Here is a 21286-nt window from a genome sequence, read left to right as displayed (position 1 = left end):
CACCGAAATCGAACGCTGGCGACGCGAATACAACGAGGACCGACCCAAGAAGGCGATCGGCGGCATGACCCCGGCTGCTTATGCCCAACATCTGGCAAACACCGATATCATTACCCCCGGACTCTAAACCAAACCACTACTCAGGGTGGGGGGACGTCGTCCGAGCCCTCCCCTCCCAGGGTGGCGCAATGTCGCGCCTGCTGAATTTGCCTTGGTCGTCCATTGCCATGGAGACAGCTGCATCAACTGAGCGCCCAGGTGCCGCAGTGCTGCCAGCAATCAGGCCGCCTTGTCGCTTTGGAATTGCTCTTCTTCAGTGGAGCCACGCAACGCGGTCGTGGACGATTGCCCCTGCTGGATCGCCTGGGTCACTGCATCGAAATAGCCGGTGCCCACCTCGCGCTGATGCTTGACTGCGGTAAATCCCATCTCCGCCGCCTCGAACTCGGCCTGCTGCAATTCGACGAATGCGCTCATCTGCCGGCGCGCATAGCCGTGCGCCAGATGGAACATGCTGTGATTCAACGCATGGAAACCGGCCAGGGTGATGAACTGGAACTTGTAGCCATAGCTCGCCAGTTCGGTCTGGAATTTGGCAATGGTGGCGTCGTCCAGATTCTTCTTCCAGTTGAAACTCGGCGAGCAGTTGTAGGCCAGCAATTTGCCGGGGAACCTGGCATGGATGGCCTGTGCGAAGGCGCGCGCAAATTCCAGGTCCGGCTTGCCCGTTTCGCACCAGATCAGATCGGCGTACGGGGCATAGGCCAGGCCGCGGCTGATTGCCTGGTCCAGGCCATGGCGGGTCTTGAAGAAGCCTTCGACCGTACGCTCGCCGGTGGTGAACGGTTGATCGTTGGCATCCACATCGCTGGTGATCAGGTCGGCGGCTTCGGCGTCTGTGCGCGCGATCAGCACCGTCGGCACGCCCAGCACATCGGCGGCCAGGCGCGCGGCATTCAATTTTTTTATCGCCTCACGCGTGGGCACCAGCAGCTTGCCTCCCATATGGCCGCATTTCTTGACCGAGGCCAGCTGGTCTTCGAAGTGCACACCGGCCGCACCGGCTTCGATCATCGCCTTCATCAGTTCGAAGGCGTTGAGCACGCCGCCGAAACCGGCTTCGGCGTCGGCCACGATCGGCTGCAGGAAGTCGATGGCATCGTAGCCTTCGGCATGATGGAGCTGGTCGGCGCGCAGCAAGGTATTGTTGATGCGCTTGACCACCGCCGGCACCGAATCGGCCGGGTATAGCGATTGATCCGGATACATCTGCCCGGCCAGATTGGCATCGGCGGCAACCTGCCAACCGCTCAGGTAAATCGCCTTCAGGCCGGCCTTGATCTGTTGCATGGCCTGGTTGCCGGTCAGCGCGCCCAGCGCATTGACGAACGGCGTGGCATGCAGGGAATCCCACAGTTTTTCTGCACCCAGGCGTGCCAGCGAATGCTCGACATGCACGGTGCCACGCAGGCGCGCCACATCGGCAGCGCTGTAATTGCGGGCGATGCCGGCCCAGCGCGGATTGTTGGACCAGTCCTGCTGCAGTTGTTCGGCGCTTTGCAGTGTAGTGCTCATCTTGCGTTCTCCTGAGAAGTACGACGGATGGAACGATGAAGGAATGGCGGGCATGCCAAGGCAGGCGGCATGGCGAGGCCGTCGTTGCGCGTGCGTGCGCAACGGGCGTTGACTGCGTTGAACTGGAAGCTGCGCGACGCCGGTGGCGAGGCGTCGCCGCATTGGCGATCAGTCGATCAGGCGGTACGCCGGTACAGTGAGGAAGTCCGCCAGTTCGTCGGCGCCGCTCAGCTCTTCGAGCAAGGCGATCGCTTCATCGATCCGTGCAGCGCCGGGCAGCGCGGTGGCGGTTCCCAACCGTGCGGGCAGTGCGCGCAGGGTCGCCTGCAGCAGGTGTTGATCGATGGCGGTGCCATCATCCAGGTGCTGACCGTGGTGCAACCATTGCCACAGCTGCGCGCGGCTGATTTCGGCCGTGGCGGCGTCTTCCATCAGGTGGTGGATCGGCACGCAGCCATTGCCGTCCAGCCAGGCCGCCAGATAGCGCACGCATACTTCGACATTGCCTTCGAACCCGGCACGGGTGACATTGCCCGGCGAGGGCGCGATCAGCAGGTCGCGCGTCACCTGCACGTCGTTGCGCAACACATGCTGCTGATGCGCGGTGGGCATGTGTTCGTCGAACAGTTTCATCGCCACCGGAATCAGCGCCGGATGCGCCACCCAGGTGCCATCGTGGCCGGCGGTCACTTCGCGCAGCTTGTCGGCGCGCACGCGGGCCATGGCCTGTTCGTTGGCGGCATCATCGTGGTTGATCGGAATCTGCGCGGCCATGCCGCCCATCGCATGCGCGCCGCGGCGGTGGCAGGTCTTGATCAACAGCTCCGAATACGCCTTCAAGAATGGCTGGGTCATGGTGACCTGGCCGCGTTCGGGCAGCACGCGGTCGCGGTGCGCACGAAAGGTTTTCAGGTAGGAAAAAATGTAGTCCCAACGCCCGCAATTGAGCCCAACGATGCGCTCGCGCAGCGCGTAGAGAATTTCGTCCATCTCAAACACCGCCGGCAGCGTTTCGATCAGCACGGTGACCTTGATCTGCCCATGCGGCAGGCCCAGCATCGCTTCGATATGCGCCAGCGCGGTGTCCCACAGTGCGGCTTCTTCCATGCTCTGCAGCTTGGGCAGATACAGGTACGGGCCGCGGTCCTTGGCCAGCAACGTGCGGCCATTGTGGAAGGCAAATAACGCCGCATCGAACAGGCCGCCGGCCAGCGGCTGGCCGTCGATCAGCACGTGCTTTTCGTCCAGGTGCCAACCACGCGGGCGCACGATCAGCACCGCACGTTCGGCCTCCGGGCGCAGGGCGTAATGCTTGCCGTTGGGCGCATCGAAGCTGAGATCGCCGCGCACCGCCGCAGCCAGGGTGCGCTGGCCGGCCAGCAGGTTGCGCCAGGTCGGCGCGGTGGAATCTTCGAAGTCGGCCATGAACACCTTGGCGCCGGAGTTCAGCGCGTTGATGACCATCTTCGGGTCGGTTGGGCCGGTGATTTCGACGCGACGGTCCTGCAGCGCCACCGGCAGAGGGGCCACGCGCCAGTCGCCGGTACGGATGGCCCGGGTGTCGGTACGGAAGTCTGGCAGCTGACCGGCGTCGAAGGCGGCCTGGCGCTGGCGCCGCTGGGCCAGACGCTGTTGGCGGCCGGGCTCGATCGCCCGGTGCAACGAGACCAGCAGGGCCAGCGCAGCGGCCGGCAGCAGTTCTGCCTGGCCAGCGATCTGGGTGGTCAGCGCAATGCCGGGCGTGGCGTGGTCGATGGGACGGGGAGCAAACGCGGTGGCAGCCATGTGGAGGTCCTTGTGCATCCGGACCTGCACCGTGCGCCCGATGCAACTATTTGACAAAGCAGTTTTATCAATGCTGTAAATAAGGCTGACTTATACTAAACAAGCGCAGCGCAGCACTATGGCGCCAACCCCTCGATTTTCCTACAAATCCGATCGGCTCAAGCCGTTGCGCGCGTTCTGCCAGACGGTGCGTCTGGGCTCTGTCTCACGTGCGGCTGAGGCGCTCTATGTCAGCCAGCCGGCGGTGACCTTGCAGCTGCAAGCGCTGGAGCGTGATCTGGGCGTGCCGTTATTCGAGCGCTCCGGGCGACGCATGGCGCCCAGCCGCGAGGGCCAGTTGCTGTACGACATGGCGCAGCCGCTGGTGGAAAGCCTGGATGGGCTGGAAGCGAGCTTTCGCGAGAAGGTGCGCGGGCTCGATGCCGGCGAACTCAATATCGCCGCCAACAGCTCTACCATCCTGTACCTGCTGCCGCGCATCGTGGCCAACTTCCGCGCGCGCCATCCGGACGTGCGGCTGACCCTGCATAACGCCATCAGCGCCGATGGCACCGACCTGCTGCGCGAAGATGCGGTGGATCTGGCGGCCGGCTCGATGCTGGACGTGCCGGCCGACCTCAACTACGCGCCGGTCTACCGTTTCGAACAATTGCTGATCACCCCGCCCGACCATCCGTTGGCTGGCAAGGCCGAGGTCTCGCTGCAGGATCTGTCGCCGTATCCATTGATCCTGCCGCCGCGCCGGCAGGTGACCTACCGCCTGGTCGATCTGATCTTCCAGCAGGCGCGCGTGCCCTACACCGTGGCGCTGGAGGTGGGCGGCTGGGAGGTGATCAAGCAATACGTGGCGATGGGCATGGGTATTTCCATCGTTACCGCCATCTGCCTCACCGAGGCCGACCGCGACAAGCTGGCCACGCGCTCGCTGAAGGACTTTTTCCCGACCCGCAGTTACGGCGTGGTGGTGCGCAAGGGCAAGTATCTGTCGCCGCAAGCACGCGCGTTTATCGAGCTGATCCAGCCGGATCTGTTCACCCCGCGTGGCTATGACGAGAGCGGCGATTCGGAGCGTTGAGCCGTTCGATATGGCCCAGCGTTATCGCCTGGCGATGCGAGCACGCGTCACGCCATCCAGCACGCGCATGCGCCGGAAGACGCTCGATGAAGCGCGCTAAGCGCGTGTGCCATCGAGCAATGCGAGCGAACGCGACAAGATGCCGGTGCGTGCATCGGGCCATCAGCATCTCACTTCAAGCGCATTGCCTGCGCGTGTCGATCACCAACGTGATCGCAGCGCGTCGTCACGCATAAACTAGCAGCCAGCGCATGCGGCGCATCGCTGTGCCGTCGGTCTGGGGGAACTGGCCGATGACCTGCAGGACGCGAGGGCCGAGCCGACTCAACCACTGGAATGCTGAGGCGATGAATCAAACCACGTTGTTGCTGGTGCAGTTGGCGGTGATCCTGGGCGCTGCGCGCCTGTGCGGTGCGTTGTTGCAACGCATTGGACAGCCGCCGGTCATCGGCGAAATGGCGGCCGGGCTGTTGCTCGGTCCGATCGCATTCGGTGCCTGGCTGCCCGACCTGCACACGGCGTTGTTCGCCGCCAAAACCCTGCCGCCGCTGTCCGGCCTGGCCACGATGGGCGTGGTGCTTTTCATGTTCGTGGTCGGCGTGGAATTGCGTGCGCCGGAAGGCACCAAGGCGCAAGTGCGTGCCTCGGTCCTGGTGGGCGTGGCCGGCATCGTGTTGCCGCTGCTGCTCGGTCTGGCTGCCGCGCCGTGGCTGTTCCCGCGCTTCGCACCGCAAGGCGTCAGCTTCTGGCCGTTCGCGCTGTTCATTGCCGCGGCGATGTCGGTGACGGCATTTCCGGTGCTGGCACGCATCCTCAAGGACCGCAACATGACGCGGACGCCGGCCGGCCGCCTGGCGCTGGGCGCGGCCGTGATCGACGATGCCACGGTATGGATCTTCCTGGCGATCGTGCTGACCCTGACCGGCAACAACGCGCATGGCGGTGTGGCGTTCACGGCCATCGGTGCGTTGGTCCTGATCGCCGGCGTGTTCGGTGTGCTCAAGCCTGCCTATGCGCGCCTGCTGCGCTCCCGCGCGCATGACGGCCGGTATGCACCGAGCGCGCTGATATGGGTATTGATCGGGCTGCTGGCATGCGCCGCGCTGGCGGAGTGGATCGGGCTGCATGCGATCTTTGGCGCCTTCCTGTTCGGCATCTGCCTGCCGCGCGATGACCGCCTGCTGGAGCATCTGGCCGGGCGCATCGAGCCGCTGGCCATCACCTTGCTGATGCCGGTGCTGTTCGCCGTTGCCGGTCAAGCCACCAGCCCTGGCGCGTTCGCCGGCACCGGCCTGAGCGGACTTGTGCTGGTGATCGGCGTGGCGGTGAGCGGCAAGTTGCTCGGCTGCACGCTGGGTGCGCGCCTGAGCGGCCATCGATGGCGCGACAGTCTCACCGTGGGCTCGCTGATGAACGCACGCGGGCTGATGGAGTTGGTGGTGATCAAGATCGGACTGGATAGCGGCGTGATCGGGCCGGATCTGTTTACGCTGTTGTTCGGCATGACGCTGGTGACCACGGTGATGGCGTCGCCGATGGTGGCCAGGTTCCAGGGCAGACGGCACGCAGCGGCCGATGCGCTGGCCGCAAGCAACTCGCCTCACTGATGAGGGCGCGATGGTACTGCGGTGCCGCGTCAGGCCGGATACCGTGCATGCAACTGCGCTGCGGCCGAGCGCATGGCGTTGAATCACCGCGCGCTCGAGGTTGCGGCACAGCACACGCCCGCATCCGCTTCCCCGCAGGGTTCCGTCATGTCCAACCTAGCTGAGTCGTGTTATGCCCAAAGCGCGGCGCCGCCTGCGTTACGCGCGCGGCTACAGTGCAGTTGGCAATTTCGCCAGGGCAGTCGCGCGACGCAACCGGTGCTGGTGTTGCCCGATGGCAGCGTCGATCTGATCTGGGATGGCAGCGAAGTATTCGTCGCCGGGCCGGACCGCATGGCCAATCCCGCATCGGTGGCAGCAGGCACGACGTTGACCGGTGTCCGTCTGGCGGCGGGCGTGGCGGCCGGTCTGCTGCAGCTGCCGTTACACGCCATTGCCGACCAACGCGTCGCGCTGGAATCGTTCTGGGGCGTGCAGGGCCGCACGTGGCAGCATCGCCTGGAAGACGGCGCTGATCCGTTACAGACCTTGCAGGCACTCTGCCAACAGCACGCCGCAGCGCGCGATCCGCAGATGGCTTGGCTGTTCGAACAACTGGCCGTCGGCACGCCGACACGGCTAAGCGCATTGACCGATGCGTTGGGGATCAGCGAGCGTTCGCTGCGCCGCCGCTGCCAGGACGCATTCGGCTATGGCAGCAAGACGCTGCAGCGCGTCCTGCGCCTGCAGCGCTTCCTGCGGATCGTGCGAGGGCACCGCAACTTGACCGAGGCCGCGCTGCACGCCGGCTACGGCGATGCGCCGCACCTGGTGCGCGATGCACGTCAGCTCACCGGGCTGAGCCCGCGCGCACTGGTGCAGCAGCACGCACGCTGAGTTGGCCGTTTTCGCCAAGCCACCGGCGTGCGCAATCCGCATGCTGTGCACTTACTCAGGAGCACGCCATGACCGACGCCACGCAGCACCGCATCGATTATCTGGAATTTGCCGTCGACTCGATCGCCGTCGCCAAAGCCTTTTATGGGCAGGCCTTCGGCTGGACATTTCAGGACTACGGCCCCGACTACTGCGAATTCCGCGACGGCCGCCTGAGCGGCTGCGAATTCCGCGACGGCCGCCTGAGCGGCGGTTTCTTCCACGGCACGCCGCAACCGGGCGGCGCGCTGGTGGTGCTCGCCTCCGATGATCTGGCACGCAGCCAGACGCGCATCGAAGCGGCAGGTGGGCAGATCACCCAACCGGTGTTCGCGTTTCCGGGCGGGCGACGTTTTCACTTTGCCGACCCGCATGGCTATCCCTTGGCGGTGTGGTCGAAGGACTAAGAGCAGCCACCAAACGCCTGCGCGCACCGCCAGGCGTGCGCGGCCGGTGCCCGGAATCGGCGTGTACCACTCGTCCATTGCGCCTCTGAGTGCGCCGGCCGTGCCCACCCGACGACTGCTCGCTACGTTCGTTTGCCGCCCTAAGCGCGCAAGCGAGCGTGCCGACGCGCGCTCACTTGCGCGCGTACAACCCCAGGAACATCGCCACCGCCGATTCGGCCACCTGCGTCTGTTGCTGCGGCGACAGCGGCGGCTGGCCCAGGGTGATCTGCGGCCAGAACGCAAAGCCCTTCACCAGCGCCTGCAACTGCTGCGCGGCGAAGTCCGGCTCCACGCCTGCCAGCCGGCCGTCGGCCAGTGCGGCACGCAGCCAGGTGGTGGTGCCCTCTTCCTTGCTGCCCAGCTGCGACAGCAACTCGCGCGCCCGCGCCGGCGAGTGGATGCCTTCGGCGATGGCCACGCGCGACAGATCGATGAACGCCGGGTCGTCCAACAGCCGCAGCTTCTGTTGCAGCAAGGCGATCAACTGCAGGTGCAGCGGTTGATCGGGCCGATACGCCAGATTCACCGCCTCGGCGCTGCGTTGCCACAGCCCGCGCAAAATCTCGCCGAACAAGGCGTCCTTGCTGGGGAAGTGGTTATAGACCGTGCGTTTGGAAACGCCAGCGGTGGCGGCTACACGGTCCATGCTGGTCGCTTCGAAGCCGTGCTGCCGGAACTCGGCAATGGCGGCCTCGACGATGGCGTTGCGTTTGCGGTCGGTCAGGCGCTGGGGCGTGGCCGGAAGGGAGGGTGCGGTCGACATCTGGCGATTTTACACCTGGTAGTTTACTTTCACGAAAATAAAACTACACTGTGCAGTGTAATATCTCCTGGCGCTGGTGTGATCCGCCGTTGTCATCCCGCCGCAGTTGGTGTGTAGGAAGCTGCCTGTACGTCCCGTCCGTGCCGATCCTTACGCCAGGTGCACCGAGTGCTTGCTGCATCGCTGTTGCCTGATCGCTCGTACTTCTTCTGCTCTCCCACGTCTTGCTCGGACTTCCCATGGCTCCCCCACGTCCTTCCCCCTACGCCGATTCGCCACAGTTTCGCGCTGGCCGCTTCCGTAATGCGATGCCGTTGCCGACCACCGTCATGACCCTGCGCGAGCAGCTCGGCCTGATGTGGGCCATGGTGTTCGGCAAGCCCCGCACCACGGTGCCCGCCGCGCCCTTGCCGGTGCAGCCGCTGACACGCGCGCACCTGCTGGCCGCGCCGGATCGCAGCCTGTACCGGCTGGGCCATTCCACGCTGCTGATGAAGCTGGCGGGCGGGCTGTGGCTGACCGACCCGGTGTTTTCCAAACGCGCCTCGCCGGTGCCGTTCGCCGGGCCCAAGCGCTTCCACGCCCCGCCGATTGCACTGGATGCGCTGCCGCCGTTGGCCGGGGTGATCCTGTCGCATGACCACTACGACCATCTCGACCGCGCCACCATCCGCGCGCTGGCCGACCGTGTCGGCGTGTTTGTCGCCCCGTTGGGCGTGGGCGACCTGCTGGTGCGCTGGGGCGTGGACCCGGCCAAGGTACGGCAATTGGATTGGTGGGAGTCGATCTGCGTCGCCGGCCTGCAGCTCACCGCCACCCCGTCGCAACATTTTTCTGGCCGCGGGCTGTTCGACAACGGGCGCACGCTGTGGTGTTCCTGGGTGATCCAGGCAGGCGACCTGCGCCTGTTCTTCAGCGGCGACGGCGGCTATGGCCCGCACTTCAAGACCATCGGCGAGCGGCTCGGGCCGTTCGATGTGGCATTGATCGAAAACGGCGCCTACGACCACATGTGGCCGCACGTGCACATGCAGCCGGAGCAGAGCCTGCAGGCATTCATCGACGTCGGCGGCCGTAGCCTGCTCCCGATCCACAACGGCACCTTCGATCTGGCCATGCACGCGTGGCAGGAGCCGCTGGACCGGATCGTGGCGCTGGCCGACTGCGCTGGCGTCGCACTGATCACCCCGTGCATGGGCGAGCGCGTGGACTTGAATACCCCCGGCAACCGCGTGCGTTGGTGGCCGCAGGACGCTGCGGCGAGCGCGTCGGATGGGTTGGTGGCAACGCCGTAAGCGGCGGGCTGCGGGGCTGGCGTGGGCTGCGGGGTGGCTACGCCATGGTGCTTGCCGGCGTCCTGGTGACTGCGTGCACAGCGTGACGCAAACATCGGCAACGTCAGGCTCTTCGACATCGCTAGTGCCACTGCCTCGCGTCTCGATCTGCGCGTCTCGCACTGCAGCGGCAGGCATGCGGATACGACTGGCAAGATGTGGCATGTACCCGCGCACGGTGCGTTGAAAAACTGAATGCTGATCCTGAAAGTGGAAACACCGTCACATAGCGCGTCACATGCGCACGAACAAAGACGGGATGGCCATGGCCATCCCGTCTTTGTTTGCCAATCGCACTGGCGAGGCATGCATGCCTACGCACGCACATCGCTCACTCGGTCAACCCGCGGTTTTCCAGCAGCGCCTTGACGCTGGGGTCCTTGCCGCGGAAATCGCGGTACAACGTGGCCAGATCGACAGTATTGCCGCGCGAGAGGATCTTGGCGCGGAAGGTATCGCCGTTCTTGCGGGTCAGGCCACCGTTTTCCTTGAACCATTCGAACGCATCGTCGTCGAGCACTTCCGACCAGAAGTACGCGTAGTACCCGGCCGAATACCCGCCGCCCCAGATGTGATCGAAATAACTGCTGCGGTAGCGCGGCGGCACTTCGGCCAGATCCACCTTGAAGCGCTTCAAGGCATCGGCTTCGAACTTGCTCACGTCCTGCTGCGGCGCATCGGCCGGCTGGGTATGCCAGGCCAGATCCAGCAGCGCCGCCGACAGGTATTCGGTGGTGGCGTAGCCGCTGTTGAAGGTCTTGGCCTTCTTGATCTTTTCCACCAGCTCGGCCGGCATCGCTGCGCCGGTCTGGTAGTGCTTGGCGTAGTTGGCGACGACCTTCGGATCGGACGCCCAGTGCTCGTTGAACTGCGAGGGGAATTCCACGAAGTCGCGCGAGGTGCTGGTGCCGGCAATCGAGGGGTACTTCACCTTGGAGAACATGCCATGCAGCGCATGGCCGAACTCATGGAACAAGGTGGTGACGTCGTCGAAGCTGAGCAGCGCCGGCTGGCCGGCGGCCGGCTTGGTGAAGTTGCACACGTTGTAGACCACCGGCTTGGCACCGGTCAGGCCGTCTTGCTCGACGAACACGTCCATCCACGCGCCACCGGACTTGCTGTCGCGCTTGAAGTAGTCGGTGTAGAACAACGCCATCGAGGTGCCGTCGGCATCGAACACCTCATACACCTTCATATCCGCGTGATAGGTCGGGATGTCGGTGCGCTGCTTGAACGTGATGCCGTACAGCTGCGTGGCGGCGTAGAACACGCCGTTGTTGAGCACGTTGTCCAGTTCGAAGTACGGCTTGATCTGGGATTCGTCCAGGTCGTACTTGGCCTTGCGCACCTGCTCGGCGTAGACGTCCCAATCGGAGGCGGCGAGTTTGAAGCCGCCTTTCTGCGCGTCGATGACCTTCTGCATCTCGGCCGCTTCGCGGCGTGCCTTGGCAGTGGCAGCCGGCACGGTGTCGGTCAGCAGCTTGAGCGCGGCATCCGGCGTCTTGGCCATCTGGTCGCCCAGGCTGTAGGCGGCGTAGTTGTCGAAGCCGAGCAACTTGGCCTTCTGCGCGCGCAGCTGCGCCAGCCGCTGGATGGTCTGGCGGGTGTCGTTGGCATCGCCCTTTTCCGCGCGCGTCTCAGAGGCCTTCAATACCTCGGCACGCAGCTCGCGATTTTTCAGCGACGCCAGCACCGGCTGCTGGGTGGTGTTCTGCAGAGTGAGCAGATACTTGCCATCGAGCTTGCGGGCCTTGGCGGCATCGGCCGCGGCGGCGATATCGCCTTCGCTCAGGCCATCGAGCTTGGCCTTGTCGTCCACCACCACCGCGCCGGCAGCCGAGGCGGCGACCAGGCGGGTATGGAACTGCGTGGAGAGGGTGGTTTCTTCCACGTTGAGCTTGCGCAGGCTGTCCTTGTCGGCATCGGACAACTGCGCGCCGGCGCGTACCAGCTCTTCGTAGTCGCGCTCGACCAGACGCTTCTGCTCCGGATCCAGATTCAGCGTGTCGCGCTGGTCGTAGATGGTTTTGACGCGGGCGAAGAGTTTGGGGTCGAGATTGATCTCGTCCTGATGCGCGGCCAGCTTGGGCGCGATCTCTTCCTGGATTTTCTGGCGTGCGTCGCTGGTATCGGCCTGCACCAGCCCGAAGAAGATGCGCGACACGCGCGTGAGCGTTTCGCCGCCGCGCTCCATCGCTTCGATGGTGTTGTCGAAGGTCGGCGCTTCTGGGTTATCGGCGATCTTGCGGATGTCGGCCAGATGCTGGCGCATGCCTTCTTCGAACGCCGGCAGATAATCGGCGTCCTGGATCTTGTCGAACGGCGGCGCCTGGAACGGCAGCGTGCTGGCGGTCAGCAAGGGGTTGGATGCAGCATCCGCGGCCGGAGCCGGGGCGGTTTTCTCGGGCACGGTGGTGGACTCCTGGCCAGACGACTCTTTTCCAGAACAAGCAGCCAGTGCCAGGGTGATGGCAGCGGCCAGAACGACGGTACGCGACATGGCGTGTGATTCCTGAGTGGGTAGTGCAGCCGGGCACGCTAGCGGGTTTCGCGACCGCTGGCATGTGCCGTTGGATTGGGTGGAAGGCCGCGGTTGGGGATGGCGGCGTTACAACGTCTCGTCCTTGAAAATCGCCACATGCGCGGTGCCGTCGGCGCCGATCCAGCCGCGGTACATGCCCTCGGTATTGAATGGAAACGCCAGGTTGCCCTGTGCATCCAGCGCGATGGCGCCGCCGTCCCCGCCGGCCTTCGGGATCTGCTGGTCGATCACGGTCTCGGCGGCCTGCTGCAGCGATTGCCCGGCGTATTTCATGCGCGCACAGATGTCGTAGGCAGCCACGGCGCGGATGTAGAACTCGCCCCAGCCGGTGCCGGACACCGCGCATTGGCTGTTGGCATAGGTGCCGGCCCCGATGATCGGTGCATCGCCGACCCGGCCATAGCGCTTGTTGGTCATGCCGCCGGTGGAGGTACCGGCAGCCAGATGGCCGTCGCGGTCCAGCGCCAGCGCGCCGACGGTGCCGAAATGCTTGGCGGTCTCCAGATCCAGCTCGGCCTGCGCCTGGCGGTCGCCGGCCTCGGCCTTGAGCGCTTTCTGCAGTTGCTGCCAGCGCTTGTCGGTGCGGAAATAGGCCGGGTCCACCAGGGTGATGCCCTGCTCGCGCGCGAACGCTTCAGCGCCGTCGCCGACCAGCATCACGTGCTTGGAGCGGTCCATCACGCTGCGTGCCAGCAGGATCGGGTTCTTGACCGTGTGCACGCCGGCAATCGCACCGGCCTTGCCGCTGGCGCCATCCATGATGGCCGCGTCCAGTTCGTTCCTGCCGTCATGGGTAAACACCGCACCGCGGCCAGCGTTGAACTGCGGCGCATCCTCCAGCACGGTGATGGTAGCGGCCACTGCATCCACTGCACTGCCGCCACGTTGCAGCACCGCGTGCCCGGCACGCAGTGCGCGTTGCATCGCCTCGCGCGCCTGCGCCTGCTCGTCCTTGGAAAGGCTGGATTTCTCCACGCCCGCGCCACCATGGATGACCAGCATCGGCGTGGCTGCAAGCGCCGGGCCGGCGATGAGCAGCAGAAAGAGCGACAGGCATAACGCGCGTGCGGACTTAGCGATCATGAAGTTCCTCGATGGAGTGAATGTTTCACGTCAGGCGGACCGGATTCACCAAGCAACGCCGGCCATCCTTCAACCGCGCGCCACGCCACTCACAACGTATCGCGATGCTTGCCGCGCCATGGCCGGTACCAGATGCGAATGGCGGCGATATCGGCGGCCATGTCGTTACCGGTCCAGAACGGCTCGCCGATGCCCACGGTCTTGCTGGGGTAGTCGAAATACACCGGCAGGATCGGCACCTTGGAATCGGAGGCGATCTTCCAGAAGCCGGCCTTCCAGTTCTCCACGCGCTTGCGTGTGCCTTCGGGCGTGATCACGTACCACATCTGCTCGGAGTTGCGGATCAATCGCACCGCCTGGCCGATGGTGCCCTGCGGCGAGCTGCGGTCCAGCGGGATGGCGCCGAGCCTGCGCAACAGCGGACCCAGCGGCCACCAGAACAACTGCGATTTGCCGAGCACGCGCACGTCGAAGCCGAGCGCGAACTTGGCCGCAAATCCCACAAACCCATCCCAGTTGGACGAATGCGGGGCCACGATCATGACCAGCTTGGGCTCGTCGGGCAGCCGCCCAAGCAGGCGCCAGCCGGTCACGCGCAAGGCGGTACGACCCAGCCAGCGGATGAAGCGGCCATGGGCGCGCGGCATCCGGGGCGGAGATGGCTGCAGCAGGATGTTGGCCTGTGTTACCGGTGGCAACGACGGGTCGGCTTGACTCACGCTTACTCCCAGTGGGACGCCGAGCGTCCACGCTTGATTTGGCTGCGTTCCCGCTTGGCATCCAGCCGCCGCAGCTTGGCACCATGACTCGGTTTGGTGGCGACCCGGCGCTTGGGCACCGACAGGCACGCACTGATGATTTCGACCAGTCGCTCGCGCGCATCGTCGCGGTTGCGGTCCTGGGTGCGGAAGCGTTGCGCGTCGATCACCAGCACACCGTCGGCCGTCATGCGGCGGTCGCGCCGCGACAGCAACCGGGCCCGCAAGGGCTCAGGCAGCGAGGGCGACCCCGCCACGTCGAAACGCAGCTCCACCGCAGTGGACACCTTGTTGACGTTCTGCCCGCCCGCGCCGCTGGCACGCACGAAGCGCTCGACGAGTTCGCTGGGCGGAATCGTCAGGCTGAGGGTGATCTGGATCGGGTCGCTGTCCATGTGCGCCGATTGTATCGGCAGCGGCGTGGACGCGCGCGCGAACGCCAGCTCCCGTATGCTGCGGCCGGTCCCCCGTTTGCAGGATGCTCCGATGACACCTACTTCTTCGCTCACTGCCGCGCGCAGCCTTGCCCGCCGGCTGCTGCTGTCGGCCCTGCTGGCCGTGGCCGCCCCGGCCGCGTGGGCGCAAGCGCCCAGCGATGCCGACATCAACCGCCTGCTGGCCGCCTCGCGCGCGCAGACCATGCTGGACACGATGCTGCCGCAGATCGAAGCATTGCAGCAGCAGCAATTCGCCCAGCTCACCGCACAGCGCCAGCTCGACGCCGACCAACAGGCGCAGCTGCAACGCATCCAGGAACGCACCCGCCAGACCGTGCGCAAGGCGCTGTCGTGGTCGGAACTGCGGCCGATGTATGTGGATATCTACAAGCGCTCGTTCTCGCGCGAGGACGTGCTGGCCATGGCCGAGTTCTACGAGAGCTCGGCCGGCCAGAGCCTGCTCGACAAGACCCCCGCCCTGACCCAGAACCTGATGGGCGCCATCCAGCAAAGGATGCTGCCGCTGTTTGCCGACCTGCAGAAGGATCTGGAGAAGATCGTCAACGAACCTGCGCCGGCCAAGAAGCCCTGAGGGGCGGGATTGGAGAATCGAGATTGGGGAGTGGGAACCGCGTGATCGCTGCGATGGGTGTGGGTGCGAGTGTGGGTGTGGGATTGCGTTGTTGGTGATGGCGGTGCTTTACCTTTCGGTGACGGAAGAACACGGTGCCTCCTTACTCCCCGCGGGAGAGCGCCTGTTGCAAGCAGGCCCCCATCCGCCCTTCGGGCACCTTCCCCCGCAAGCGGGGGAAGGAAGCAGCACGGCAGGCGAGCATTGGGCGCCGCGCTCGAGCCCCTCTCCCGCCCCGCGCGCTTGAGCCCCTCTCCCGCCGGCGGGAGAGGGGTTGGGGTGAGGGGACGTTTGCGCAGATGTCTAGCAGACTGAGTGAACGTCTCGATCTGCGAACCAGGCACGCCACATCACGCCGTCTGCATGACTCCCAACCCCGCCATCTCCCACCCAAACAACGCGCAGGCCCTGTAAAATTCGACATCCAGCGGCGCGGTGACGCCGATGCGCCTGCCATCGGCCGGATGCGGAAATTCCAGGCGTTCGGCGTGCAGCAACATGCGGTGGATGCCGAGCATGCGGAACTGCGGTTGTGGCGGCCGTCGCCGTGGCTGGTGTCGCCGATCATGTGATGCGACAGATGCTTCATATGCCGGCGAATCTGCCGGAAGCGGCCGGTTTGCGGCTGACAGCGCAGCAGTGCGTAGCGCGAGGTGGTGAACCCGGTGGAAGGAATCTCCAGCTCGCCGGTGGCCAGACGCTGGAAATGCGTCACTGCCGGCTTCTTGACCGGCTTGCCCGGACCGCCGTCCAGGTCATGGTCGACGATGAAGCGCTCCTCGGCCGGCCAGCCGCGACAGACGGTTAGATACTGTTTCTCCACCTCGCCGGCCATCAAAGCCTTGCCCAGCGCACTGGCGCTGTCGCGATCGAAGGCCAACAGCAGGCAGCCGCTGGTGGCGCGGTCGAGCCGGTGCACCAGAAAGATCGGCTTGCCCAGCTGCTCGCGCAGGCGGTCGGCCAGGAAGTCGTCCTCTCCACGCGCCAGCTTGCTGTCATGGACCATCAGGCCGGCGGGTTTGTCGACGACGGCCAGGACATCGTCCTGGTAGAGAATCTGCAGATGTTTGGGGGATATGCTCACCTGCGGATTATCCGCATCGCCGACACCGCATGCCACTGCATCGCCGCGCTGCCGCAGCGAACAAACGACTGTGTCGTCGCCAGGCCACGCGCACGGCAACGGCTGCGACCCGCACCGCTCGTACGGTGCGGTTGCTGCGCGCTACCACGCAGCTGATGCCTGCCCAATGCGCGGGTGGCTGCTTCGCATCTCACGCGACCGAACCACGCCGTCAGAGCGGGCGATGCGCGTAGCGTGGCGTGTTGCATCATTCAAAGCCAACAGATGGACCACCACCCGCGCGCTCAGTAGGGCGTGCCGTCCTTGTGCCGGTACGCGCGCTGCCCATCCGCCATGGGGACCAGCATCAGGTCATCGTCCGGATAGGTCACGCAATCGCCGGGGCTGCGGCCACCCACTTCCAGGTACGTCACCACCGCCTGGCTGCGATTGATCAGGCAATGCGCATCGCCATCACCGGCGCGGAAGCCAACGCACATGCCCGGCTGCAGCAACTGCTCGCCGGCGTTGGTGATCAGGCTGGGCGCGCCGCTGACGATGTAGACGAATTCGTCCTGCTGCGAATGCCCGTGCCGCAGCGCCGAGCGCGCACCCGGCGCCAGCGTGGTCAGGTTGACGCCGAAGTTGCGCAGCCCGAACACCTCGCCCAGTGCGCGCTTCTGGCGGCCGCCCATCTGCGCGGCGAACACCGGCGGATAGCTGGAATGTTGCGTGCGCGGTGGCGCATCCAGCGCGGCAATCCCGGCAACCGGTGTGCTTGCGTCCAAGGCATCGGTTGCGTCGGACATGGTCGTCTCCTATCGCCGCAACCAGGCGACCAGCAGCGCGGCCGAACCGGCGCCGCCGCTGATCCAGCTCCACACCGGCACCGTGCCCAGATACCAGCCATCCGGATGTAGGCCGTACAGCACGGCCGCGACAACCAGTAACCCACTGCCGGTGATGGCGGTCACCACGCGGGTTTGCAGCTTGCGCAGGCTCAGGTCCAGGGCAAGCAGTTCGGATGAGCGGATGGCGATCTGATGGCGGCCTTCCACCTGCTGCTTCAGCCAGCTGTGCACCAGCCGCGGCATGTCCGGCGCATGGGTCATGATCTCCGGCAGACGCTTGCTCAGTTCGCGCAGCACGCGGCGCGGACTGTAACGCTCGCGCAGGATGCGTTCGAGCACCGGTCGCGCCACCGCCCAGATATCCAGCCTGGGGTCCAGTTGCCGGCCCACGCCTTCGATATTGAGCAGCGTTTTCTGCAGCAGGATCAGCTGCGGCTGCAACGTCAACTCGTACCGCTGCGCCACGCGGAACAATTTGATCAGCACCTGCGCCAGCGAAATCTCCGACAGCGGGCGGGTGAAATACGGCTCGCACACCAAGCGCGCTGCCGCTTCCAGTTCGTCGATGCGCACGTTGCTGGGCATCCAGCCAGCCTCCACGTGCAACTCGGCCATGCGGCGGTAATCCTTGTGGAAGATCGCCATGAAGTTCTCCGCCAGGTAGTACTGATCTTCCTGCGAGAGCTGGCCCATGATGCCGAAATCCAGCGCGATGAAGCGCGGATTGAGGCGGCGTTCCGGATCCGAATCGACCCAGATGTTGCCGGCGTGCGCATCGGCGTGGAAGAAGTTGTCGCGAAATACCTGGGTGTAGAACACGCGCACGCCTTTGGCCGCGAGCGCCTTGCGATCGATGCCGGCCGCGTCGAGCTTGGCGATGTCGTCGGACGGAATGCCGTACACGCGCTCCAGCGTGAGCGCGCGCTCGGCAGTGTGCGACCAGATCACTTCCGGCACATACAGATCGTCCGAGCCTTCCCAGAACCGGCGCAACACGCTGGCGTTGGCGCCTTCGCGCTGCAGATCCAGTTCGGCGGCCAGCGTGCCTTCGATCTCGGCCACCACTTCGCGCGGACGGATCTTGTCGGCACGCGGGTGGGTGCGCTCGACCAAGGTGGCCAGCGAGTGCAGCAACGCGATATCGGCATCGATCTGGCGCTCGATCTCCGGGCGCAGCACCTTGACCACCACTTCGCGGCGCACGCCGTTGGCATCGGGCGGCAACGTGGCTGCATGCACCTGCGCAATGGACGCCGAGGCCAGCGGCACGGTATCGAAGCTGGCAAACGCCACGCTCACCGGCAGGCCGAGTGCGGCTTCGACGATCAGGCGCGCGGCCTGGCCATCGAACGGCTTGACCCGGTCCTGCAGCAAGGTGAGTTCTTCGGCCACGTCGGCCGGAATCAGATCGCGCCGGGTGGACAGAATCTGCCCGAACTTGACGAAGATCGGTCCCAGCTCCTGCAGCGCCAGGCGCAGCCGCGCACCGCGCGATTGCGCGGCGATTTCGGCGCTGGCACGCGGCACGAAGGGTTTGGCCAAACGCAGCCAGCGCTCGGCCGGGGTGCCTTCCAGCAAGGCGTCCAGGCGATAGCGCAGGATCACCCGGCCAATGCGGCTGGCCCGCAGGATCGCCTTCATGCCGCGCCTCCGCTCGCACGCAGGCGGCTCACGCGCGCGGCCAGCCGTTCGACGTCATCGCGCAGCTCGTCCACGTCGTCGTGGAACGCCTCGAGCTCGGCGCGCGGCACCACATCGCGCGATTCTTCGGTGACGAATTCGGCCGCGCTCTGCGCCAGATCCACCGCACTGCGCCGTGCCTGCTGCAGCGCTGCACGCACCGCGCCGGCGATCTGCACGCCCAGGATGTCGCCGAACACCGCAACGAACGGCAACTGCCAATCCGGGTCGAAGCGGCCGGCCAGTTGCTGCAGCTGGCGCGCCAGTTCGGCATCGCCGGAAACCTTGAGCCGACCGGCCGGCGCGCCGGTGCGACGTGCATTGGCCAGAAACGGCAGTTGCCCGAGCAAGCCGGCCAGGCTGCTGCGCACCGCCAGGTCGGGTTCCTGTGCCTGATCGACCGGGCCGACCAGCAACCGGCGCTCGTGCACGCGAATCTGCAGGGCCAGCGCAGGCGCCTCCAGGGTCAACGCGATGCGCTGGCCTTCCAGCGGCAGCAGGGCCTCGCGGGTATCCGGGTCCAGCGCCAGCGCACGGTTGAGCGCTGCCTGCAGGGCCTGGCCGGCGAGCGGCTTGAGGGAATTGAAGAGTGATCCGGGCATGCCCGCATTCTACCGCCCCTGCATGTCGCAGCTGCTTGACGGCGGTGTGGCACGTGCGCCGGCTGCCGGTGTGGCGGTCGTGCGGTCGTTGCTAGGCACGGCGACGCATGGTCAGGCGCATCGGGCATGCCGGCGTTGTTCGCCAGCACTGTCTGCGGCAAGACGTCCTTCAGCGCATACGCCACAGGCATCCTGTCCACTTCAAATGGCAGGAGCAGGCAATGCGCACGATTCGGGTCGGCCTCATCTTCGGAGGCAAATCGGCCGAGCACGAAGTCTCGTTGCAATCGGCGCGCAATATCCTGGATGCGCTGGACCCGCGACGCTTCGAGCCGGTGCTGATCGGTATCGATTGCTCGCGCTGGACCAGGACGCGCCTCATGCCACTGCGAATTTCGGGGGGGCGGATGGCCGATCGCTTTGCACGCGTTTGTATGTCGATCGCATCGTGATGGCGCGCATGCACGTCGGCGCGATCTGCTACGCAGCTGCATGACGAACTCATCCGTCAGCCACATGCAGTAAGACAGCGGCGGCTGGTGTGCGAGGTCAATCTGATGCTGGCCGCCTCGATGGCGCTGCATCGGCCGCTGGAGTTTGCGCGATCGGCGATGCCGTGCTGGCCAATGGCAAGCATGTGCAGTGTCTGGAAAACAGCTGTCATCAGCCAAAACCCGGTCATATTCCGCCATAACGCACAGGGCCCGCGTCCTTGCGGACGCGGGCCCTGTGAGCGCCAACCGGCAGCGCCGCTGCCGTGACGTATCGCAGCGAAGCGTTATACCTTGCCGCGACGGAACATCGAGATCACTGCCAGGATCAGGAACACCACGAACAGGATCCAGGCGATGTTGGTCGCCGCACCGGCGATACCGCTAAAGCCCAGCACAGCAGCGATGATGGCGATGACGAAGAAGATGATGGCGTAATGCAGCATGGCAAGGTATCCAGAAGTTGTCGTGCCGAATCGGCGCAGACGTATCTTGTGGATATGCCGGTCTTTATCGGGTGATGGCGATGTCGTTGGAAGATGAGGATCGCAGCCGTTGCAGGCCTTCTTCGATGCTGATGCGCGGTACATAGCCGAAGTCGCGACGTGCCGGCTCCATGCTGTACCAATGCGGCGTACACAGCTGTTCCACCAGAAAACGCGTCAACGGCACTTCGCCTGGCAGACGCAACAGTGGCCATAGCGTTTCGCACACCGCACCGATGCGGTAGGCGGTGTTGAACGACAGCGAGCGCGTGACTGCCGGCGCATCCACCGCAGCCAGCAATCGATTGAGCAACTCGCGCATCGGCAGCGGTTCGCCGTTGGAAATGAAGTACGCCTTGCCCGCGCAGGCAGCGCCCACGGCAAGGTGTTCGAACGCATCGAAATGCGCCTGCGCGGCGTTGTCGATGTACGTGCTGTCGACCAGATTGCCGCCATCGCCGACCATGCGCAGCCGCCCGGCACGCGCACGCGCTGCCAGGCGCGGCAACAAATGATTGTCGCCCGGCCCCCAGATCAGGCGCGGTCGCAGTGCCACTGTCGCCAACTGGGCATCGTTGGCGGCCAGCACTGCACGTTCGGCAATGGCCTTGGTCGCCGCGTAGGCGGCGCGCAGATCGTCGCCATACGGCACTTCATCGGCACCGAGTCCTTCCACCGGGTTGGTGGCGCGATGGGTGACGCTGGGCGTGGAGGTATAGATCAGCCGCGGCACGCCATTGGCGCGACAGGCCTCGATCACGTTCTGCGTGCCCACCACATTGGCCTGGTGATAGCTGTCGTAACTGCCCCATGCGCCGGCCTTGGCGGCGTTGTGGAACACCGCATCGATACCGGCGAAGGCATGCCGCACCGCCTGCGGGTCGGCCAGGTCGCCGCGGATCTGGCCCACGCCCAGGCGTTGCAGCACCGGGTAATCGCCGCGCTGGAAGCTCACCACCTCGTGCCCACGCGCGCGCAGGCCGCGGCACAACGCCAGGCCAAGAAAGCCGCCACCACCGGTCACCAATACCTTCATCGCACCACACCTCGCCTCTGAGGGACGACACCATAGCCGGCCACACCCGACTTGGCGATCTGCTCGTCGACGCGTAGCCATGCAGTCTGGACATCGACGACCAGGAACGGCCAACACATGCCTG

At 65.4% G+C, this 21286-nt stretch carries 19 protein-coding genes, 1 other RNA gene and 4 pseudogenes; 10 read left to right on the top strand and 14 right to left on the bottom strand.

Annotated features, from left to right (window positions below; translation table 11 throughout):
• Positions 1-127: integrase core domain-containing protein (locus tag F7R02_RS12360; protein ID WP_151210081.1), on the top strand; the 127-nt coding region annotated here is incomplete at its 5' end.
• Positions 128-279: 152 nt separating this feature from the next.
• Here the strand turns inward: F7R02_RS12360 and aceA are convergent.
• Positions 280-1575 (bottom strand): isocitrate lyase, encoded by a 1296-nt coding sequence (aceA, locus tag F7R02_RS12355; RefSeq protein ID WP_078589692.1) that lies wholly within the window; start codon positions 1573-1575, stop codon positions 280-282.
• A 168-nt stretch (positions 1576-1743) separates the two neighbouring features.
• Positions 1744-3360: a malate synthase A gene (gene aceB, locus F7R02_RS12350; protein ID WP_078589700.1), complete on the bottom strand. Its 1617-nt coding sequence runs from the start codon at positions 3358-3360 to the stop codon at positions 1744-1746.
• Between the two features lie 118 nt (positions 3361-3478).
• Here aceB and F7R02_RS12345 point away from each other — a divergent pair, with 118 nt between their 5' ends.
• From F7R02_RS12345 to F7R02_RS12325, 5 genes are all read left to right on the top strand, one after another.
• Positions 3479-4435 (top strand): LysR family transcriptional regulator, encoded by a 957-nt coding sequence (locus F7R02_RS12345; RefSeq protein WP_078589693.1) that lies wholly within the window; start codon positions 3479-3481, stop codon positions 4433-4435.
• A gap of 347 nt (positions 4436-4782) precedes the next feature.
• The gene (locus F7R02_RS12340; RefSeq protein WP_078589694.1) at positions 4783-6042 is read left to right on the top strand and encodes a cation:proton antiporter; all 1260 of its coding nucleotides are present in this window, start codon (positions 4783-4785) and stop codon (positions 6040-6042) included.
• Positions 6043-6189: 147 nt separating this feature from the next.
• Positions 6190-6918, top strand: a complete 729-nt coding sequence (locus F7R02_RS12335) for a helix-turn-helix transcriptional regulator (RefSeq protein WP_078589695.1) — start codon at positions 6190-6192, stop codon at positions 6916-6918.
• A 68-nt stretch (positions 6919-6986) separates the two neighbouring features.
• Entirely contained in the window at positions 6987-7364 is a 378-nt protein-coding gene (locus F7R02_RS12330) for a VOC family protein (protein ID WP_078589696.1), read from the top strand.
• A 61-nt stretch (positions 7365-7425) separates the two neighbouring features.
• Positions 7426-7501: non-coding RNA, sX9 sRNA (locus F7R02_RS12325), on the top strand.
• A 35-nt stretch (positions 7502-7536) separates the two neighbouring features.
• On the opposite strand, the gene F7R02_RS12320 is transcribed toward F7R02_RS12325, so the two are convergent.
• Both F7R02_RS12320 and F7R02_RS12315 read right to left on the bottom strand, forming a co-directional pair.
• A complete protein-coding gene (locus F7R02_RS12320) occupies positions 7537-8169 on the bottom strand; it encodes a TetR/AcrR family transcriptional regulator (RefSeq protein ID WP_033485852.1) in 633 nt (210 codons plus the stop codon).
• A gap of 9 nt (positions 8170-8178) precedes the next feature.
• Positions 8179-8410, bottom strand: a pseudogene (locus F7R02_RS12315) (hypothetical protein).
• On the opposite strand from F7R02_RS12315, the gene F7R02_RS12310 reads away from it, so the two are divergent.
• The gene (locus tag F7R02_RS12310) at positions 8409-9464 is read left to right on the top strand and encodes an MBL fold metallo-hydrolase (protein ID WP_078589697.1); all 1056 of its coding nucleotides are present in this window, start codon (positions 8409-8411) and stop codon (positions 9462-9464) included. The pseudogene F7R02_RS12315 and the gene F7R02_RS12310 sit on opposite strands and share 2 nt — an antisense overlap.
• A 370-nt stretch (positions 9465-9834) precedes the next feature.
• On the opposite strand, the gene dcp is transcribed toward F7R02_RS12310, so the two are convergent.
• The 4 genes from dcp to arfB all read right to left on the bottom strand — a co-directional run bounded on the left by dcp (position 9835) and on the right by arfB (position 14281).
• Positions 9835-12003, bottom strand: coding sequence for a peptidyl-dipeptidase Dcp (gene dcp / locus F7R02_RS12305; protein ID WP_167521023.1), 2169 nt, complete (start codon positions 12001-12003; stop codon positions 9835-9837).
• Between the two features lie 108 nt (positions 12004-12111).
• Complete coding sequence (locus tag F7R02_RS12300; RefSeq protein WP_167521022.1) at positions 12112-13128, bottom strand: isoaspartyl peptidase/L-asparaginase family protein; 1017 nt, start codon at positions 13126-13128, stop codon at positions 12112-12114.
• A gap of 89 nt (positions 13129-13217) precedes the next feature.
• Positions 13218-13847: a lysophosphatidylcholine acyltransferase gene (locus F7R02_RS12295; protein ID WP_078589698.1), complete on the bottom strand. Its 630-nt coding sequence runs from the start codon at positions 13845-13847 to the stop codon at positions 13218-13220.
• A gap of 2 nt (positions 13848-13849) precedes the next feature.
• Positions 13850-14281 carry an alternative ribosome rescue aminoacyl-tRNA hydrolase ArfB gene (arfB, locus tag F7R02_RS12290; protein ID WP_078589699.1) on the bottom strand — a complete coding sequence of 144 codons (432 nt, stop codon included), beginning with the start codon at positions 14279-14281 and terminating at the stop codon, positions 13850-13852.
• Between the two features lie 55 nt (positions 14282-14336).
• On the opposite strand from arfB, the gene F7R02_RS12285 reads away from it, so the two are divergent.
• Positions 14337-14915: a DUF2059 domain-containing protein gene (locus F7R02_RS12285; protein ID WP_139370909.1), complete on the top strand. Its 579-nt coding sequence runs from the start codon at positions 14337-14339 to the stop codon at positions 14913-14915.
• A gap of 389 nt (positions 14916-15304) precedes the next feature.
• Here the strand turns inward: F7R02_RS12285 and F7R02_RS12275 are convergent.
• The 4 genes and pseudogenes from F7R02_RS12275 to F7R02_RS12260 form a co-directional block, all read right to left on the bottom strand.
• Positions 15305-16074 (bottom strand): annotated as a pseudogene (locus F7R02_RS12275) (pseudouridine synthase).
• A gap of 248 nt (positions 16075-16322) precedes the next feature.
• Positions 16323-16826 carry a cupin domain-containing protein gene (locus tag F7R02_RS12270; protein ID WP_078591069.1) on the bottom strand — a complete coding sequence of 168 codons (504 nt, stop codon included), beginning with the start codon at positions 16824-16826 and terminating at the stop codon, positions 16323-16325.
• A gap of 9 nt (positions 16827-16835) precedes the next feature.
• Entirely contained in the window at positions 16836-18509 is a 1674-nt protein-coding gene (gene ubiB / locus F7R02_RS12265; RefSeq protein ID WP_078591068.1) for a ubiquinone biosynthesis regulatory protein kinase UbiB, read from the bottom strand.
• Positions 18506-19150 (bottom strand): ubiquinone biosynthesis accessory factor UbiJ, encoded by a 645-nt coding sequence (locus F7R02_RS12260; RefSeq protein WP_011050185.1) that lies wholly within the window; start codon positions 19148-19150, stop codon positions 18506-18508. Before F7R02_RS12260 ends, ubiB begins: the two co-directional genes overlap by 4 nt.
• A gap of 221 nt (positions 19151-19371) precedes the next feature.
• On the opposite strand from F7R02_RS12260, the pseudogene F7R02_RS27330 reads away from it, so the two are divergent.
• Together F7R02_RS27330 and F7R02_RS27325 are read left to right on the top strand one after the other, a co-directional pair.
• Positions 19372-19503 (top strand): annotated as a pseudogene (locus F7R02_RS27330) (D-alanine--D-alanine ligase A); the annotation flags it as partial.
• A gap of 126 nt (positions 19504-19629) precedes the next feature.
• Positions 19630-19844 (top strand): annotated as a pseudogene (locus F7R02_RS27325) (hypothetical protein); the annotation flags it as partial.
• An 84-nt stretch (positions 19845-19928) separates the two neighbouring features.
• On the opposite strand, the gene F7R02_RS12240 reads toward F7R02_RS27325, so the two are convergent.
• Both F7R02_RS12240 and oleD read right to left on the bottom strand, forming a co-directional pair.
• Positions 19929-20087: a DUF1328 domain-containing protein gene (locus F7R02_RS12240; RefSeq protein ID WP_003468167.1), complete on the bottom strand. Its 159-nt coding sequence runs from the start codon at positions 20085-20087 to the stop codon at positions 19929-19931.
• Between the two features lie 64 nt (positions 20088-20151).
• Positions 20152-21162, bottom strand: coding sequence for a 2-alkyl-3-oxoalkanoate reductase (oleD, locus tag F7R02_RS12235; protein WP_078591066.1), 1011 nt, complete (start codon positions 21160-21162; stop codon positions 20152-20154).
• Between the last annotated feature and the right edge of the window lie 124 nt (positions 21163-21286).

The organism is Xanthomonas cissicola (assembly GCF_008801575.1).
Taxonomy (GTDB): Bacteria; Pseudomonadota; Gammaproteobacteria; order Xanthomonadales; family Xanthomonadaceae; genus Xanthomonas; species Xanthomonas cissicola.
Note: the sequence above shows the minus strand (reverse complement) of the source record. Positions and strands in the feature narration are given on the sequence as shown.

Bases quoted from the DNA above. Each gene is read 5' to 3' on its own strand.
- aceA (WP_078589692.1), bottom strand. From the start codon at position 1,575: ATGAGCACTACACTGCAAAGCGCCGAACAACTGCAGCAGGACTGGTCC.
- aceB (WP_078589700.1), bottom strand. From the start codon at position 3,360: ATGGCTGCCACCGCGTTTGCTCCCCGTCCCATCGACCACGCCACGCCC.
- F7R02_RS12345 (WP_078589693.1), top strand. From the start codon at position 3,479: ATGGCGCCAACCCCTCGATTTTCCTACAAATCCGATCGGCTCAAGCCG.
- F7R02_RS12340 (WP_078589694.1), top strand. From the start codon at position 4,783: ATGAATCAAACCACGTTGTTGCTGGTGCAGTTGGCGGTGATCCTGGGC.
- F7R02_RS12335 (WP_078589695.1), top strand. From the start codon at position 6,190: ATGTCCAACCTAGCTGAGTCGTGTTATGCCCAAAGCGCGGCGCCGCCT.
- F7R02_RS12330 (WP_078589696.1), top strand. From the start codon at position 6,987: ATGACCGACGCCACGCAGCACCGCATCGATTATCTGGAATTTGCCGTC.
- F7R02_RS12320 (WP_033485852.1), bottom strand. From the start codon at position 8,169: ATGTCGACCGCACCCTCCCTTCCGGCCACGCCCCAGCGCCTGACCGAC.
- F7R02_RS12310 (WP_078589697.1), top strand. From the start codon at position 8,409: ATGGCTCCCCCACGTCCTTCCCCCTACGCCGATTCGCCACAGTTTCGC.
- dcp (WP_167521023.1), bottom strand. From the start codon at position 12,003: ATGTCGCGTACCGTCGTTCTGGCCGCTGCCATCACCCTGGCACTGGCT.
- F7R02_RS12300 (WP_167521022.1), bottom strand. From the start codon at position 13,128: ATGATCGCTAAGTCCGCACGCGCGTTATGCCTGTCGCTCTTTCTGCTG.
- arfB (WP_078589699.1), bottom strand. From the start codon at position 14,281: ATGGACAGCGACCCGATCCAGATCACCCTCAGCCTGACGATTCCGCCC.
- F7R02_RS12285 (WP_139370909.1), top strand. From the start codon at position 14,337: ATGCTGCGGCCGGTCCCCCGTTTGCAGGATGCTCCGATGACACCTACT.
- F7R02_RS12270 (WP_078591069.1), bottom strand. From the start codon at position 16,826: ATGTCCGACGCAACCGATGCCTTGGACGCAAGCACACCGGTTGCCGGG.
- ubiB (WP_078591068.1), bottom strand. From the start codon at position 18,509: ATGAAGGCGATCCTGCGGGCCAGCCGCATTGGCCGGGTGATCCTGCGC.
- F7R02_RS12260 (WP_011050185.1), bottom strand. From the start codon at position 19,150: ATGCCCGGATCACTCTTCAATTCCCTCAAGCCGCTCGCCGGCCAGGCC.
- F7R02_RS12240 (WP_003468167.1), bottom strand. From the start codon at position 20,087: ATGCTGCATTACGCCATCATCTTCTTCGTCATCGCCATCATCGCTGCT.
- oleD (WP_078591066.1), bottom strand. From the start codon at position 21,162: ATGAAGGTATTGGTGACCGGTGGTGGCGGCTTTCTTGGCCTGGCGTTG.